The organism is Streptomyces sp. NPDC041968, assembly GCF_055589025.1.
Genome location: NZ_JBVJCB010000001.1, coordinates 463,501 through 476,488, shown reverse-complemented (window position 1 = coordinate 476,488; position 12,988 = coordinate 463,501). Strand labels below are relative to the sequence as shown.

Annotated in this window: 14 protein-coding genes; 2 read left to right on the top strand and 12 right to left on the bottom strand. The window is 73.7% G+C overall.

Features of this window, described 5'->3' with window-relative positions; all coding sequences use genetic code 11:
* Positions 1-129 precede the first annotated feature (129 nt).
* Together ACZ6EG_RS02180 and ACZ6EG_RS02175 are read right to left on the bottom strand one after the other, a co-directional pair.
* Complete coding sequence (locus ACZ6EG_RS02180; protein ID WP_391967747.1) at positions 130-2,058, bottom strand: hypothetical protein; 1,929 nt, start codon at positions 2,056-2,058, stop codon at positions 130-132.
* A gap of 49 nt (positions 2,059-2,107) precedes the next feature.
* On the bottom strand, positions 2,108-2,623 hold the full coding sequence (locus ACZ6EG_RS02175; RefSeq protein WP_391967746.1) for a tetratricopeptide repeat protein: 516 nt from the start codon (positions 2,621-2,623) through the stop codon (positions 2,108-2,110).
* 155 nt (positions 2,624-2,778) lie between these two features.
* On the opposite strand from ACZ6EG_RS02175, the gene ACZ6EG_RS02170 reads away from it, so the two are divergent.
* Positions 2,779-3,210, top strand: a complete 432-nt coding sequence (locus ACZ6EG_RS02170; protein WP_469600779.1) for a hypothetical protein — start codon at positions 2,779-2,781, stop codon at positions 3,208-3,210.
* 77 nt (positions 3,211-3,287) lie between these two features.
* On the opposite strand, the gene ACZ6EG_RS02165 is transcribed toward ACZ6EG_RS02170, so the two are convergent.
* From ACZ6EG_RS02165 to ACZ6EG_RS02125, 9 genes are all read right to left on the bottom strand, one after another.
* A complete protein-coding gene (locus ACZ6EG_RS02165) occupies positions 3,288-4,790 on the bottom strand; it encodes a DUF1996 domain-containing protein (protein ID WP_391967744.1) in 1,503 nt (500 codons plus the stop codon).
* 132 nt (positions 4,791-4,922) lie between these two features.
* Positions 4,923-5,576 (bottom strand): response regulator, encoded by a 654-nt coding sequence (locus ACZ6EG_RS02160; protein ID WP_391967743.1) that lies wholly within the window; start codon positions 5,574-5,576, stop codon positions 4,923-4,925.
* Positions 5,561-6,847, bottom strand: a complete 1,287-nt coding sequence (locus tag ACZ6EG_RS02155; RefSeq protein WP_391967742.1) for a sensor histidine kinase — start codon at positions 6,845-6,847, stop codon at positions 5,561-5,563. Before ACZ6EG_RS02155 ends, ACZ6EG_RS02160 begins: the two co-directional genes overlap by 16 nt.
* Positions 6,848-6,999: 152 nt before the next feature.
* Positions 7,000-8,016 (bottom strand): SDR family oxidoreductase, encoded by a 1,017-nt coding sequence (locus tag ACZ6EG_RS02150; RefSeq protein WP_391967741.1) that lies wholly within the window; start codon positions 8,014-8,016, stop codon positions 7,000-7,002.
* 60 nt (positions 8,017-8,076) lie between these two features.
* The gene (locus ACZ6EG_RS02145) at positions 8,077-8,700 is read right to left on the bottom strand and encodes a winged helix-turn-helix domain-containing protein (RefSeq protein WP_391967740.1); all 624 of its coding nucleotides are present in this window, start codon (positions 8,698-8,700) and stop codon (positions 8,077-8,079) included.
* Positions 8,701-9,160: 460 nt separating this feature from the next.
* The gene (gene glnII, locus ACZ6EG_RS02140; RefSeq protein ID WP_391967739.1) at positions 9,161-10,192 is read right to left on the bottom strand and encodes a glutamine synthetase; all 1,032 of its coding nucleotides are present in this window, start codon (positions 10,190-10,192) and stop codon (positions 9,161-9,163) included.
* A 164-nt stretch (positions 10,193-10,356) separates the two neighbouring features.
* The gene (locus tag ACZ6EG_RS02135; RefSeq protein WP_469601657.1) at positions 10,357-10,767 is read right to left on the bottom strand and encodes a MarR family transcriptional regulator; all 411 of its coding nucleotides are present in this window, start codon (positions 10,765-10,767) and stop codon (positions 10,357-10,359) included.
* A 90-nt stretch (positions 10,768-10,857) separates the two neighbouring features.
* Entirely contained in the window at positions 10,858-11,550 is a 693-nt protein-coding gene (locus ACZ6EG_RS02130) for an RlpA-like double-psi beta-barrel domain-containing protein (RefSeq protein ID WP_391967738.1), read from the bottom strand.
* Positions 11,551-11,684: 134 nt separating this feature from the next.
* A complete protein-coding gene (locus ACZ6EG_RS02125; protein ID WP_391967737.1) occupies positions 11,685-12,044 on the bottom strand; it encodes an arsenate reductase family protein in 360 nt (119 codons plus the stop codon).
* Between the two features lie 173 nt (positions 12,045-12,217).
* Between ACZ6EG_RS02125 and ACZ6EG_RS02120 the strand changes: the two genes are divergently transcribed.
* On the top strand, positions 12,218-12,532 hold the full coding sequence (locus ACZ6EG_RS02120; RefSeq protein WP_391967736.1) for a hypothetical protein: 315 nt from the start codon (positions 12,218-12,220) through the stop codon (positions 12,530-12,532).
* 45 nt (positions 12,533-12,577) lie between these two features.
* On the opposite strand, the gene ACZ6EG_RS02115 is transcribed toward ACZ6EG_RS02120, so the two are convergent.
* Positions 12,578-12,841 (bottom strand): SCO2583/SCO2584 N-terminal domain-containing protein, encoded by a 264-nt coding sequence (locus ACZ6EG_RS02115; RefSeq protein ID WP_391967735.1) that lies wholly within the window; start codon positions 12,839-12,841, stop codon positions 12,578-12,580.
* Positions 12,842-12,988 lie beyond the last annotated feature (147 nt).

Sequence of the window (12,988 nt, the reverse complement as noted above, 5' to 3'; positions counted from 1 at the left end):
GACGCACCCCGGTAGTCATACGAACACCTTACCGATCGAATCCGGCCCCCGAACGGGTCGGACCGGGCATCGGTGTTCACAGGTCCGGTGATCGTCGCTCCGCGTGCCGGCCGACGTGGTCCGCGGGCCTCAGCGCAGCCCGCCGATCGTCCGGCCGCCTTCCAGGGTGCCCTTCAGCTCGGCCCGCGCACCCTGCTCGGCCTTCGCCGTCAGCAGGTTCCCGTCGGCGGAGTCGCTGATGCCGCCGCTCGCCTCGATCCGCCCGGTGCCCCGGTCCCCGGCGGCGAGCAGGTACCAGTGCCCGCCCTCCGACTTCCACAGCACCCCGGCCAGCACGTGCGGGTCGCGCTCGCCGCACGCCGGCACGTCCTGCGCCTTCGCCGCCACCGCGCCCTGCACCCCGCCCGGCGTCCGGAACTGGGCCAGCACCCGGGCGCCGTCGCCCCGCCAGGTCTCGGCCCGGGTGCACACCCAGGCACCGGCACCGCTCGCGTCCGGCAGCGGCTGACTCGCGTACTCCCAGGCGTTCACCGACCGCACACCCTGGCCGCGCACGGACCCCAGCGAGCAGGCGTACGGCGCCCAGGCCGCCGCCTGTGCGCCGGAGGCGTCCTTCACCGAGCCGGGACGGCCGGTGGTGAGGCGGGCCGGCACCAGCTCGCCGAGGTCGGTCACCAGACGGGTGTCCGAGCCGTCGGCCAGCTCCAGCGCGTTCCAGGACGTGCACGCGCCGGACTGCTGCTGCACGGGGCTGGCCAGCGGCGAGGTCACGCCGTCGGTCAGCGTCAGGTCCCGGGCACCGGCGTCCGGTTCGGTGAGGTCCCGCCCGGCCGCCCTGGTCACCCAGGGTGCCGTCAGGTAACGGACGTTGCCGTCGGCCCGGCCCAGGACCACCGCGTTCGCCTCGGACCGGCGGGCGCCGTCGGTGCGCGCGAAGTCCAGGGCGGCGCCGGCCGCGCCGTCCTTCGGCTCGGCGTACCGGACGAGCCGCAGACCGTCGTGGAGGATCACCACGCGCGCGTTGTCGACGGCTCCGGCGTACAGCAGCTGGGGCGGGCCGGCCGGGCCGCCGGTCGCGGTGCCCGGCGTCGCCGAGACGCCCACGCTCTCGCCGGGCCGGGCCCACACGGCCAGGGCGCGGCGCAGCAGCTCCTCGTCACCGGTGAGGTCACCGCGGGCCGGCCACACCGAGAAGTCGGTGCGCGCCGAGGTCTTCCACGCGGCGGGGGCGGCCTTCGTCAGCCCGGCCGGGTCCAGGGCCGCCTCGGCCGCCGGGTTCCGCGCGTACGCGGGGGCGGCGGCGCCGTCCGGCCCCCAGCCGTCGCCGGGCGGCCCCAGCAGCGCCCCGCACACCACGAGGGCCGCCCCGGCGACCAGGGCGGCCCTCGTGTGCTGCCGGCGGCGCATCAGATCGGTCGGCCGGGCCTGCAACGAGCAGGGGTCGAACTCGGGGGAGGCGAGCAGCGCGTACCGGGCGGGCACCTCGTCGGCCTCCCGCAGCGCGGCGTCGGCGTCGGCGACCCCGGCGGCCGCGAGCAGCTGCCGCACGGCGCCGTCGGGGAGGTTCTCCAGCCCGCGCAGCACATAGGCGGCCCGGCCCGGCGCGGTCAGGGCGGACAGCTGCTGGTCCAGGGCGAGTTCGTCGGCGCCGCCGGAGCGCGGGAAGAGCTTGAGCCCGCGCACCTGGGGCAGCAGCGGCGGCAGCTGGGACCGCTTGGGCCGGGCGCGCCGCATGAGGGGCAGGCCGGCCTCCAGCGCCGTACGGACCACCCGGAGGCGGATCAGGGCGTATCCGGGGTCGAGGTCGCGACCGGCCGACTGGGCCGGGACCACGGGGGTCGTCGTCCGGTTCCGGGGCAGTGCGCGCTGGGTGAGGGCGTGCGCGGTCAGGACCCGGCGGCTGCGGCCGAGGCCCGGCGGCAGCACCAGGTAGGCGAGCCGGACCAGGCGCGGATAGTGCTCGACGAGCGCGGCCTCGGCCTGCTCGACGTCGACGACCGGGTCGGCCGAGGAGACGGAGGACGATGCGGGGGGCGGGGCGACATCCTGTGACTGCACGTTCAGCAGAACGAGCGAATCGGTGGATGGTCACCGTGCGCGGGCGGGGCTAGTCGTCGGTCTCCACGAGCAGCCGCGCGTAGGTGGCCATCGAGCGCTGGTAGCGCGGAAGATGGGGTGCCAGTGCGCCGAGCACCAGTGACAGGCCCTCGCGGTCGCGGCCCATGCTCGACAGGCAGAGCGCCAGCACGGCGCGCACCGCGTCGTCCAACTCGTCGGAGGGGGCGAGCAGTTCGGGTGAGAGCAGCTTCACTCCCTCCTGCGGGTGACCGGTGTTGCGCAGCGAGCTGGAGAGCTGGATCTTCGCCCGGCGGCCCTTGTAACCGCTGACCTCGCCCAGACCGCGGGCCAGCGCCTCACGGTACAGCGGCACGGCCCGGTCGGAGTGGCCCGTGGAGTCCCAGGCGCAGGCCCGCTCGAACAGGCCGAGGGGGCTGTCGGCGGGCAACTCGTCGGCGAGGGCGTCGATCACCGCGCGGAAGGCGGCGCCGTCGTCCCCGGTGTCGGTGCGGTCGTCGAACGCCGCCCATGCGGCGGCGACACGGTCTTCCCAGTCCTGGTCCACGGCGCCACTTTCGCACGACCGTGCCCGTAAGGACACGTGCGTCACCGAATGCCCCTTCGCCTTCTGAGTACTTCGCGCCTCGGGGCCGTATCGATGACGAAAGCCCTCGCCGGGGCTTTGCGCGGCATGACGCCGGAAACGGACCGGAGGAACACATGAGGCTGACCCGACCGATGCTCGCGCTGGCGGCAGCGGCGGCGGTGGTGGCGCTGACGGGCTGCGGAGCCGACGGGGACGGCACGGCGGCCGTGCCCGAGACCGCTACCGGCAGCCTGGAGCACCTGGCCGCCGAGGTGGAGTGCAACCCGAACATGCAGACCGACGCCGACACCATCCGCCAGGCGCTGTGCGAGAAGGGCGAGGAGAAGTACGTCCTCGCCACCTTCGCCACCGACCGGGGCCAGCGCGAGTGGATCAACACGGCCAAGGACTACGGCGGTCACTACCTCGTCGGCCGCAAGTGGGTGGCCGTCGGCCACGAGGACGTCGTGGCCGGCCTGCGCGGCCGGCTCGGCGGCACCCTGGAGGAGGGCGCGCGGCACGACGGCGGCGCGCACCCGGCCGGGCACGGCGGGCACGGCGGCTGACCCCGACCGGGGGACGGCGAAGAGGGCCGGCGGCGGGTCTCCCCGTCACCGGCCCTCGTGCCGCGGCGGTGGCGCGGCTACTGGCAGTCCTCGCCGTTGTTGATGCAGTCGACGACCTCGTTCATCAGGTCCTCGTCCATGACGTTGATGAAGTCGTTGTGGTCGGTGATCGGCTTGTGCAGCTGCTCCGGGAAGCTGTCCACGGCGTACGGGTTCCGCACCTGGCCGTTCTCGACGGTCGGGGTGGGGATGTCGTACACCAGGCGGACCTGGAGCTGGGGGATGGCCTGGAAGCCGCCCGGGCAGCTGCCGTCCGCCTGGACGAACGCCATGTGGTCCCGGTGGTTGGCGCTGTCGATGTTCTGGCCGTCCCAGCAGCTCTGGAAGTTGGCCGTGCGCACCACCTGGCTGCCCTCGGGGCACAGCGGGTACTTGTCCGTGACCTGCCGGTCCTCGAAGCCGGTACAGCTCCAGGAGCTGTTGGCGTTCGCGTCGCCGTTGGTGAAGGACTTGGCGTCACCGGTGATGATGCGCAGGAACCTCGGCATGGCGACCACGTCGCCCTGCTGGTTGCCGACGAACCTCAGCTCGGCCTGGGCCGGTTCGAGGATCCTGCCGATGTTGCCCTCGGCGCCACCGCCCTGCTCGTTCGCGTCGAACTCCTGCGTACCGTCCTGGAGGCGCAGCACCGGCCAGTAGTAGGTGGACTTGTCGCCCTGGTTCCGGCAGGAGGTGTCCGCGGCCGCCAAGTCCTCGTCGCTGGAGAAGGCGTCGTTGTCCTGGTTGCCGACGTAGTCGTGCGTGTGGTGGGCGCCGTTGTCGACGCCCGGGGCGGCGATCAGGTTGTCACTGTTGAAGAGGTTGTTCTCGTTGACACCGCAGTCCGTGGTGAAGGTTCCGGTGGAACCGCCGTCACCGTCGGCCGCCAGTCCGTTCTGGCTGTTGCGGGAGTTCGGCTGGACGTCGTTGATGTCGACGAAGTCGTCGGCGACCGGGCCCGCGACGCCGTTGCCGTTGTCGTCCTGGTTCTGGCCGTCGTCCTGGCCGCCCCCGTCCTGACCGCCGTCGTCCTGGCCTCCGCCGTCCTGCCCGTCTCCGTCCTGCGGCTGCTCGGCGGGCTGTCCCTCGCAACCGGCCAGCTCGTCCAGGTTGTCGTCGGCCCGGCCGCCGGCCCGGTTGATCTCCAGCTGGATCCGGTCGATGATCGCCTTCCGCCGGTCCTTCAGCGGGCCGAGGATGGCGTTGCGGACGTACTGCGCGTCACCCGCCTGCGCCTGCCGTGTGGTGGCGAGTCGCTGGTAGGCGTCGGTGATCTGGCTGTCCAGCGTGGCCAGTTCGCCGTCGACCTCACCGCGCGCCCGGTCCGGCACGCCGGAGATCTGCTGGCCCACGTCGGGACAGTCGATCGTCGCGACCTGCGCGGCGGCGGACCTCGTGCGATGCTGCCCGGGGCCCTCCTCGTGCGCCGAGGCGTGGAAGTTGGCCCACAGCAGCCCGCCCCCGCCGACCGCCAGGGCCGCCGCCCCGGCTACGACCTTGGTGGCCAGCGGCGAACGGCGTTTTCTTGTGTTGCGTCCCATGGAACTCCTCTGACTTCCTTGCGGGGCATCGAGGGCGCCCGACAGGAGTGAAGCGGCTCCCTTCCTTACGGAGTCGGTCCCTGGGGTGTTCAGCCGTCTGGGTGATTGCCGGGTCCCGTGGGGCGGACGAGGTCAGCGACCGTGGTCCAGATACGCGAGAACCGCCAGCACACGGCGGTTGTCGTCGTCCGAGACCTCCAGGCTCAGCTTGGCGAAGATGTTCGCCGTGTGCTTCGCGATCGCCCGCTCCGTCACGACGAGCTTGCCCGCGATCGCCGCGTTCGTCCGCCCCTGCGCCATCAGCTCCAGCACCTCCAGCTCCCGGGGCGTCAGCCGCTCCAGCGGCCGGTCCGCCGCCGCACGCCGGCTGAGCAGCTGCTGGATGACCTGGGGGTCCATCACCGTGCCGCCCGCCGCCACCCGCCGTACCGCGTCCACGAACTGCTCGGCGTCGAAGACCCGGTCCTTGAGCAGGTACCCGACCCCGCCGGTGCCGTCGGCGAGCAGCTCGCGCGCGTACAGCTGCTCCACGTGCTGGGAGAGGACCAGGACCGGCAGCCCCGGCTTCCGGCGGCGGGCCTCCAGCGCGCACTGCAGGCCCTCGTCGGTGTGGGTGGGCGGCAGCCGGACGTCGACCACGGCGACGTCCGGCTCCAGCTCGGCCAGCGCCCGGGACAGCTCGGGGCCGGTCTCCACGGCCGCGGCGATCTCGAAGTCGTGGGCCTCCAGGAGCCGGACGAGTCCGTCGCGCAGCAGGAACAGGTCTTCGGCTAGGACAACGCGCAAGGGATCTCCATGGTGACCATGGTGGGGCCGCCCGCGGGCGAGCTGACGGCCATGACGCCGTCGAATGTACCGAGCCGCCGTTCCACCCCCGCGAGTCCCGACCCGGCGGCCACCGCCGCCCCGCCCCTGCCGTTGTCCGTGACGGCGACGCGCAGGCGCCCCTCGGCGTGGTGCACGTCGATCCAGAGCCGGTCGGCACCTGAGTGCTTCACGGCGTTGGTGAGGACCTCGCTGACCGCGAAGTACGCGGCGGCCTCCACGGGCGCCTCCGCGCGGCCGGGCAGGTCCACGGCGACCTCGGCGTCCACCGGCAGCCGCAGTGCCAGGGCGCGTACGGCGTCCCCGAGGCCGCGCTCGGCGAGCACCGGCGGGTGGATGCCGCGCACGAGTTCCCGCAGCTCGGTCAGGGCGTCGGCGGAGGACCGCCGGGCCTGCGCGAGCAGCTTCCTGGCCTGCTCCGGGTCCTTCTCCAGCAGCGCCTCGATGGTGCCGAGGTCCATGCCCATGGCGACCAGCCGGGCCTGCGCCCCGTCGTGCAGGTCGCGCTCGATGCGGCGCAGCTCGGCGGCGGAGGTGTCCACGGCGTCGCGCCGGGTCTCGGTCAGCACCCGCACCCGCTCGGCCAGTTCGCCCTGGCCGGAGCCGAGGACCGCGCCGGTGAGCCGGAAGTGGGCGCGCAGCAGGCGCGGGGTGAGCCAGAGGGCGGCGAGCAGCAGCACGGCGCCGAGGCCCGCGGCGTAGAGGGCGGAGGTCTGGTCGGTGACCCGGACGAAGCCGTACCAGTAGCCGTCGGGCAGGACCCGCCACAGGCCGGCCGCGATCGCGAACCCCTCCAGCGGGTACAGCGGCAGCGCGAAGGCCAGCAGCGCGGTGACGGTGCCCGCCGTCATGTCGACCGGCAGCCAGCGGAAGTCGCGCCAGGTCGCGGGGTCGCCGAGCATGCCGAAGGTGCGCGCCCACGGATTGGCGTCCGCCGGCAGGGGCCGGTACGCCCGCGGGATGCGCACCCCCGCCCACTCGGCGGCGAGCAGCCGCCGACGGTCCGCGACCGCCCGTACGCCCGTGAGCACCCAGGGTGTGGTGACGAGGCCGATCCCGATCGGGATCAGGGCGACGGACACGAGGGTGAGGCAGAAGCACAGCACCGAGCCGATCAGGCAGAGCGGCACCAGCGCGAGCCCCCGCACGGCCGCCAGGGCCACGTCCCGTGCCGGTGCCGGGTCCCGGCCGGGCCCCGCGCCGACGCCGCTGTTCTTCGTCTCGATGTCCATGCCCGTAGTCTCGCCCGGGCCGCGGCGGCCGGTCACGGGGCCGAGCCCCCCGGTCCGGGGGTGGTGCCAGGTACACCCCCGCCGGGTCGCCGGTGCCTCGGACGCCTCCCGGTCGGGGCGGGCCGGGGCGCCGCGGGGTGGGGCGGGGCGGGTCAGGCTTCCCCGGGTGCGCCCCGGTCGGCCGCGAGGACCTTCGCCTCCGTCTCCGGGTCGAGACCGACCGGCGGACGGTCCGGGCGCCGGGGTGCCGTGCCGCCGATCCCCTCCAGCCAGGACCAGGTGTCGCTGACGGTGGCGCCGACCGGGCGGCAGGCCAGGCCGGTCGCCAGTGCCCGGGAGACGTCCGCGCCGTGCAGGGCGTCGTGCAGGTCGCTGCCCGGCGGTGTCCACACCGGCAGCTGCGTCCACGGCTCGACCCCGGCGGCGAGGACGGTGCCGGGCTCGGTCCAGCGCAGCTCGGCCGGGGCGCCGGTGGCGGTGACACAGGCGTCGAGCAGGGCGCCCATCGTGGCGTGTCCCTGCGGCGAGACCAGGTTGTACGGTCCGCTCAGCTCCCGCTCCACGGCGCCGAGGACCCAGTCGGCCAGGTCGCGGACGTCGACGTACTGCACGGGCAGGTCCCGCGGGCCCGGCGCGAGCACCGGGCCGCCGCGTGCCACGCGGGTCAGCCACCAGGGCAGCCGCCCGATGTTCTCGTACGGGCCGAGGATCAGCCCGGACCGGGCGAGCACCGAGCGGTCCGCGCCGAAGGCGTCCAGGACGGCCAGCTCGGCGCCCCGCTTGTCCCGGGCGTAGTCGGTCTGTTCCGCGTCCGCCGAGGCGCCGTCGACGAGCGCGGCCTCCTCGGTGTACCCGGCGGGCGGGGCCCAGGCGTACACCGAGCAGCTCGACACGTACACGTAGCGGGAGGCGCGGCCCCGCAGCAGCCGCGCCGAGTCCCGCACCGCGCGGGGCGCCGACGACCAGGTGTCGACGACGGCGTCCCACGTGTCGTCGGCCAGGGCGGTGAGTCCGTCGGGGGCGGTGCGGTCGCCGTGCAGCGACCGGACACCGGGCGGTGGCGCGTGCCGCCCGCGGTGGAAGACGGTCACCTCCCAGCCGCGACCGAGCGCCGCCTCCACCACGGCCCGCCCCACGAACTCCGTACCGCCCAGCACCAGTAGCCTCATGCGGGCCACTGTGCCCGGCGCGCGGACCGACGGGAACGCCCGTCTGCCGACAGCAGAGACTCAGCGTCCCGTGGGCGGCGTGTACTTGTAGCCGACGCGCCGCACGGTCTGGATCGTCCGCCGGTGCTCGGCGCCGAGCTTCCGGCGCAGCCGCGCGACGTGCACGTCGACGGTGCGGCCGTCGCCCACGTGGCCGTACCCCCACACCGTCATGACCAACTGGTCACGGGTGTGCACCCGGTGGGGATGGGTGACGAGGTGGGCGAGCAGCTCGAACTCCAGGTAGGTCAGGTCGAGTTCTCGGCCGTCGACCGCCGCCGTGCGCCGCGCGGCGTCGATCCGGACGAGCGGGTCGCCGGCCTGTCCGCCGCCCTGCCCGCCGGGCTCCTCCCCGGTGTCGTTCGCCGCCGTCGCGAGGCCGCCGACGGGCAGGAACGGCGGCTGCTGGTCGGCCGGGACGAGCACCAGGTAGCCGACCATCGGCGGGCGGCCCGGCAGCGAGGGCAGGGTGTGCGGGGGAGCGGGCAGCCAGGTGGCACCCGGCGGCAGGAAGTCCGTGACGTCCACCGTCTCGTCCCGGTCGACGGCGCGCAGTCCGTGCCGGTGGCCGACGGAGGGGGGCAGGGCGGGGGCGGGGGTGGGGGAGTCGAGGGTGACGGTGGACAGGGAACGGGTGGTCGCCATGAGACGTCAGCTCTTTCGCGCGAGAGGTTCGTCGGGTGGGGCGACGGGCGCGAGTCGGTGATCGGGCGCGTCGCGGGGACGTACGTCGTGCGCGCCGGCGGAAGGCCCGGAGGGGGTACGCCCCGGGGGTGTGAGCCCGGTGGTGTACGGCCTGGGGGGTACGCCCGGTGGGGGTACGGCTTCCTAGCGGGCCGGCGCGATCGTCGCGCGGCAACACACCCGGTCGAAGTCGTCGTGCTGACGGGAGGGCCAGAAGGGCTCGAGGTCATGGCGACCTGTCACTGCGTGCTTCCGGAAGCTGGCCATGGGCCCATTGAAGCAGACGCGGGCCCGCGGCAGGAGCCTCCTCTCACTGCGTGGACGCCGATCGGCGCGAAGTCGCCGCCGTCCGGCCGCGCGGGCAGCGCGCAGGGCGCCCACCGTCGTGGTGGGCGCCCTGCGGAGCGGGTGGGAGGCCGGGTCAGACCTGGCCGGCCTTGTCCAGCGCGGTGCAGCAGGTGTCGACGAGCAGGCGGGTCACCACGTACGGGTCGACGTTGGCGTTGGGACGGCGGTCCTCGATGTAGCCCTTGCCGTCCTTCTCGACCTGCCACGGGATGCGGACCGAGGCGCCGCGGTCGGAGACGCCGTAGGAGTACTCGTTCCACGGGGCGGTCTCGTGCAGGCCGGTCAGGCGGTCGTCGATGCCGGCGCCGTAGTTCTTGACGTGGTCCATCGGCTTGGAGCCCTCGCCGAGCGATTCGGCGGCGGTGATGATCGCGTCGTAGGACTCGCGCATCGCCTTGGTGGAGAAGTTGGTGTGCGCGCCCGCGCCGTTCCAGTCGCCCTTGACCGGCTTGGGGTCGAGGGTGGCGGAGACGCCGAAGTCCTCGGCGGTGCGGTAGAGCAGCCAGCGGGCGACCCACAGCTGGTCGGAGACCTCCAGCGGCGCCAGCGGGCCGACCTGGAACTCCCACTGGCCGGGCATGACCTCGGCGTTGATGCCGGAGATGCCGAGACCGGCCTTCAGGCAGTTCTCCAGGTGGGCCTCGACGACGTCGCGGCCGAAGATCTCGTCCGAGCCGACGCCGCAGTAGTAGCCGCCCTGCGCGGCCGGGAAGCCGCCCTCGGGGAAGCCGAGCGGGCGGGCGCCCTTGAAGAAGGTGTACTCCTGCTCGATGCCGAAGATCGGCTCCTGTGCGGCGAACCGCTCGGCCAGCTCGGCCAGCGCGGCTCGGGTGTTGCTGGGGTGCGGGGTCATGTCCGTGTCGAGGACCTCGCACAGCACCAGGATGTCGTCGCCGCCGCGGATCGGGTCGGGGCAGGCGAAGACCGGCTTGAGGACGCAGTCCGAGGAGCTGCCCTCGGCCTGGTTGGTGGAGGAGCCGTCGAAGCCCCAGATCGGCAGGGCGTCCAGGCCCGCGGGGGTGTCCGTGATGATCTTCGTCTTGGAACGGAGCTTGGCCGTCGGCTCGGTGCCGTCGATCCAGATGTACTCGGCCTTGAAGGTCACGGGGACACATCCTTCGGGGTGGGTCTGGGCGCACTTGCGGGTGCTGCGGCGCCGGGCCGGACCGGGGCGTCGCGTCTACTGCCGTGCAGCGTGCCAACAGGCGATTTCCCGTCCGTTGCCCGTATGTGAACCCCGTGTTACCTGCGGTCGGTGTGGCGCGACTCTCACGGCTCCCGCCCGTCCGCGGCCGCCGCGTCCCGCACGCCGGCCAGGAAGGAGGCGATCGCTCCCCACTCCCGCTCGTCGTACCCGCGCAGCAGCTCCACCGCCTGCCCGACCAGCGGCCCGAAGTGGGACCAGCCGAGGGCGACGGCCCGCTCGTCCACCTCGACGGTGACCCTGCGCCGGTCCCGGTCGTCGCGCACCCGACGCACGTGACCGGCCCGTTCCAGCCGGTCGACCAGGGCGGTGGTCCCCGCCGAGTTCAGCCCGAGGGCGGCACCCGACCGCCCCGCGGTCATCGCCTCACCCGCCCTGGACGCGTCCATGAGCGCGATCAGCGCGCGGACGTCGGTGGGGTGCATGCCGTGGCGTTGCGCGAACTGCCGGACGTGTCCCACCACGCGCTGCCGCAGGGTGCCCCGCCCGAACTGGGCGGCCGCCTCGCCGGGTTCCTCACCCCGTCGGCGTGAGGCTCGCGGGAGTGATCCTCACGGGAGTGATCCTCACGCCACCTTCTCGATCAGCGCCCGCCGGATCAGGAACTTGCCCTCCTCCCGGACCTGCTCGAAGGCCGCGTTGTTGAGCAGTACGCAGCTCCCCGAGGCGGAGGCGACCTCCACCGTCGTGGACTTGGCGTTGTCCAGGTTGGTCACCCTGAGCCTGGTGCCCACCGGGAACTGGTCGCTGGACGCGGCGGGCGCGCCGCCCTCGCCGGAGAGGGTGACGGTGGAGCCGGCGCACACCTGCTCACCGGCCTGGGCGGCGCCTCCCGCCCGGCCCGCTTCCTGCCCGGCGTCCTGACCCGCCCCTTGTCCGGCGTCCCGGCCCGCCTCCGCGCCGTTCTGCGGCGGCCGCGCGGCCTGGGAGTCCTGAGCCGACTCCCCGACCGTGCAGCCGGACGCCTCCTGCTTGCGCTCGATCTCCGCGAGGACCGCCTCGCGGTTGGCGATCCGGGCCTCGGACTGCGCGTCGGGAGCGGCCCGCTGGCCCTCGATGAAGCGCTGGTTGTTGCCGAGCGCGGTGGCCAGGCCCTGGCAGACGGAGGAGTCCTGAGCGGACTTCGTCCGGGCGTGCTGGGCGGGCTGGGTGGCGTTCGAGGCGTTCGCCGCCACGAACGCCCCGCCACCCGCCACCGTCGCCGCGCCGAGCAGCAGCGCGATCCTCTTCCTCGTACCGAGACTTCTTCTGCGCGACATGCGCGCCTCCTGAGAGCTGGGGGAGCGTACGCCGCTATGTACGAGATACCGAACGGAGTTGCTCAGCGACCGACGCGGTACGCGTGAGTAACCTGCGTCACAGTCTTTCCTCCCCGGCCGGGGCGAGCCACGGGTCAGCGGGACAGGGCGTCCCGAACCGCCTCGTCGGTGCGGCCCACGACGGCCGTCCCGTCGTCCGCCGTGATGATCGGACGCTGGATCAGCTTCGGGTGTGCGGCGAGCGCGGCGACCCAGCGGGGGCGTGACGCCTCGTCGCGGGGCCAGTCCTTCAGGCCCAGTTCCTTGGCGGCGGCCTCCTGGGCGCGGGTGATGTCCCACGGTTCGAGCCCGAGGCGGGTGAGCACCTCGCGGATCTCGTCCTCGCTCGGTACGTCCTCCAGGTAGCGACGGACCGTGTAGTCGGCGCCCTCGGCGTCCAGCAGGCCGATCGCGCTGCGGCACTTGGAACAGGCCGGGTTGATCCAGATCTCCATGCCGCACACCGTAGCCCGGGGCGCGGGAACCCGTTCGCCCCGTGCGCCACAGCGACCCCGAAAGCCCTTGTGGCCAGGGGCTTTTGTCAGTGGGGGGCGGTAAAATGGAAGCAGTGTTCGAGGGTGTCGCCGGGTGGTCCGGACGGCGCCCTGACCGCGACAGGAGGATGCCCGTGCCCGCTGCCGCACTGAAGCCGAAGCCGTTGCCCACCCAGTCCACCGCCAAGCGGCCCGTCCTGCTCGACCTGCCGTACGAACCCGTGGAGAAGCGTCCGCTGCCGGCGGGCCGCCCCCGCGAGTGGTACGTCTCGCACAACCGCCGGCTCAAGGCGATGCGGCTGGCCATCGCCCTGCTCGACTCCGGCGTCCACCTGCCGAACCAGGCGGGCAACGAGAGGATAAGGAGCGCCGCGCAGACCATCGGCGTCCACCCGCCGTCGGACACGACGTGCCACATGGTGCGGGCGCTGATGCGGTACTCGCGCTGAACTGACGCCGGACACCGCCGCGTCCCACGCGGTGTCCGGCACCCCCTAGTAGGGCGCCCGGAAGTTGACGTACCCCAGCAGGACGATCACCGCCGCCACACAGCCCAGCACCACGACGGTCGACACCCACGACGACCGGCGTGCGGAGCGGCCCACGTGCTCGGGATCGGCGCGGAAGGGGACCGGTCCGGGCGGGTTCTCCTTCCAGCGCGCGGCGAGCATCCGGGCACGTGCGGAAGGCTCCTTGTGCTCGGCGCCGTCCGCCCACCGCAGGTCGAACTCGCGCTCCTCGTCGTCCCGTTCGGACATGTCCGATCCCTCTCCCCGTCCCCTGACTCGAACAACCGTGTCAGTATCCATGATCCCGGACCGGGTTCCGACAGGGCCGGTTTCCGGCCGACGACGGCGCCCCCGCCCCCTGACGGACAGGAGACGGGGGCGCCGGACGGTCCGGAC

Coding starts and splice junctions, on each gene's coding strand:
- ACZ6EG_RS02170 (WP_469600779.1), top strand. CDS start 2,779: ATGAGGCTGACCCGACCGATGCTCGCGCTGGCGGCAGCGGCGGCGGTG.
- ACZ6EG_RS02165 (WP_391967744.1), bottom strand. CDS start 4,790: ATGGGACGCAACACAAGAAAACGCCGTTCGCCGCTGGCCACCAAGGTC.
- ACZ6EG_RS02155 (WP_391967742.1), bottom strand. CDS start 6,847: ATGGACATCGAGACGAAGAACAGCGGCGTCGGCGCGGGGCCCGGCCGG.
- ACZ6EG_RS02150 (WP_391967741.1), bottom strand. CDS start 8,016: ATGAGGCTACTGGTGCTGGGCGGTACGGAGTTCGTGGGGCGGGCCGTG.
- ACZ6EG_RS02145 (WP_391967740.1), bottom strand. CDS start 8,700: ATGGCGACCACCCGTTCCCTGTCCACCGTCACCCTCGACTCCCCCACC.
- ACZ6EG_RS02130 (WP_391967738.1), bottom strand. CDS start 11,550: ATGTCGCGCAGAAGAAGTCTCGGTACGAGGAAGAGGATCGCGCTGCTG.
- ACZ6EG_RS02125 (WP_391967737.1), bottom strand. CDS start 12,044: ATGGAGATCTGGATCAACCCGGCCTGTTCCAAGTGCCGCAGCGCGATC.
- ACZ6EG_RS02115 (WP_391967735.1), bottom strand. CDS start 12,841: ATGTCCGAACGGGACGACGAGGAGCGCGAGTTCGACCTGCGGTGGGCG.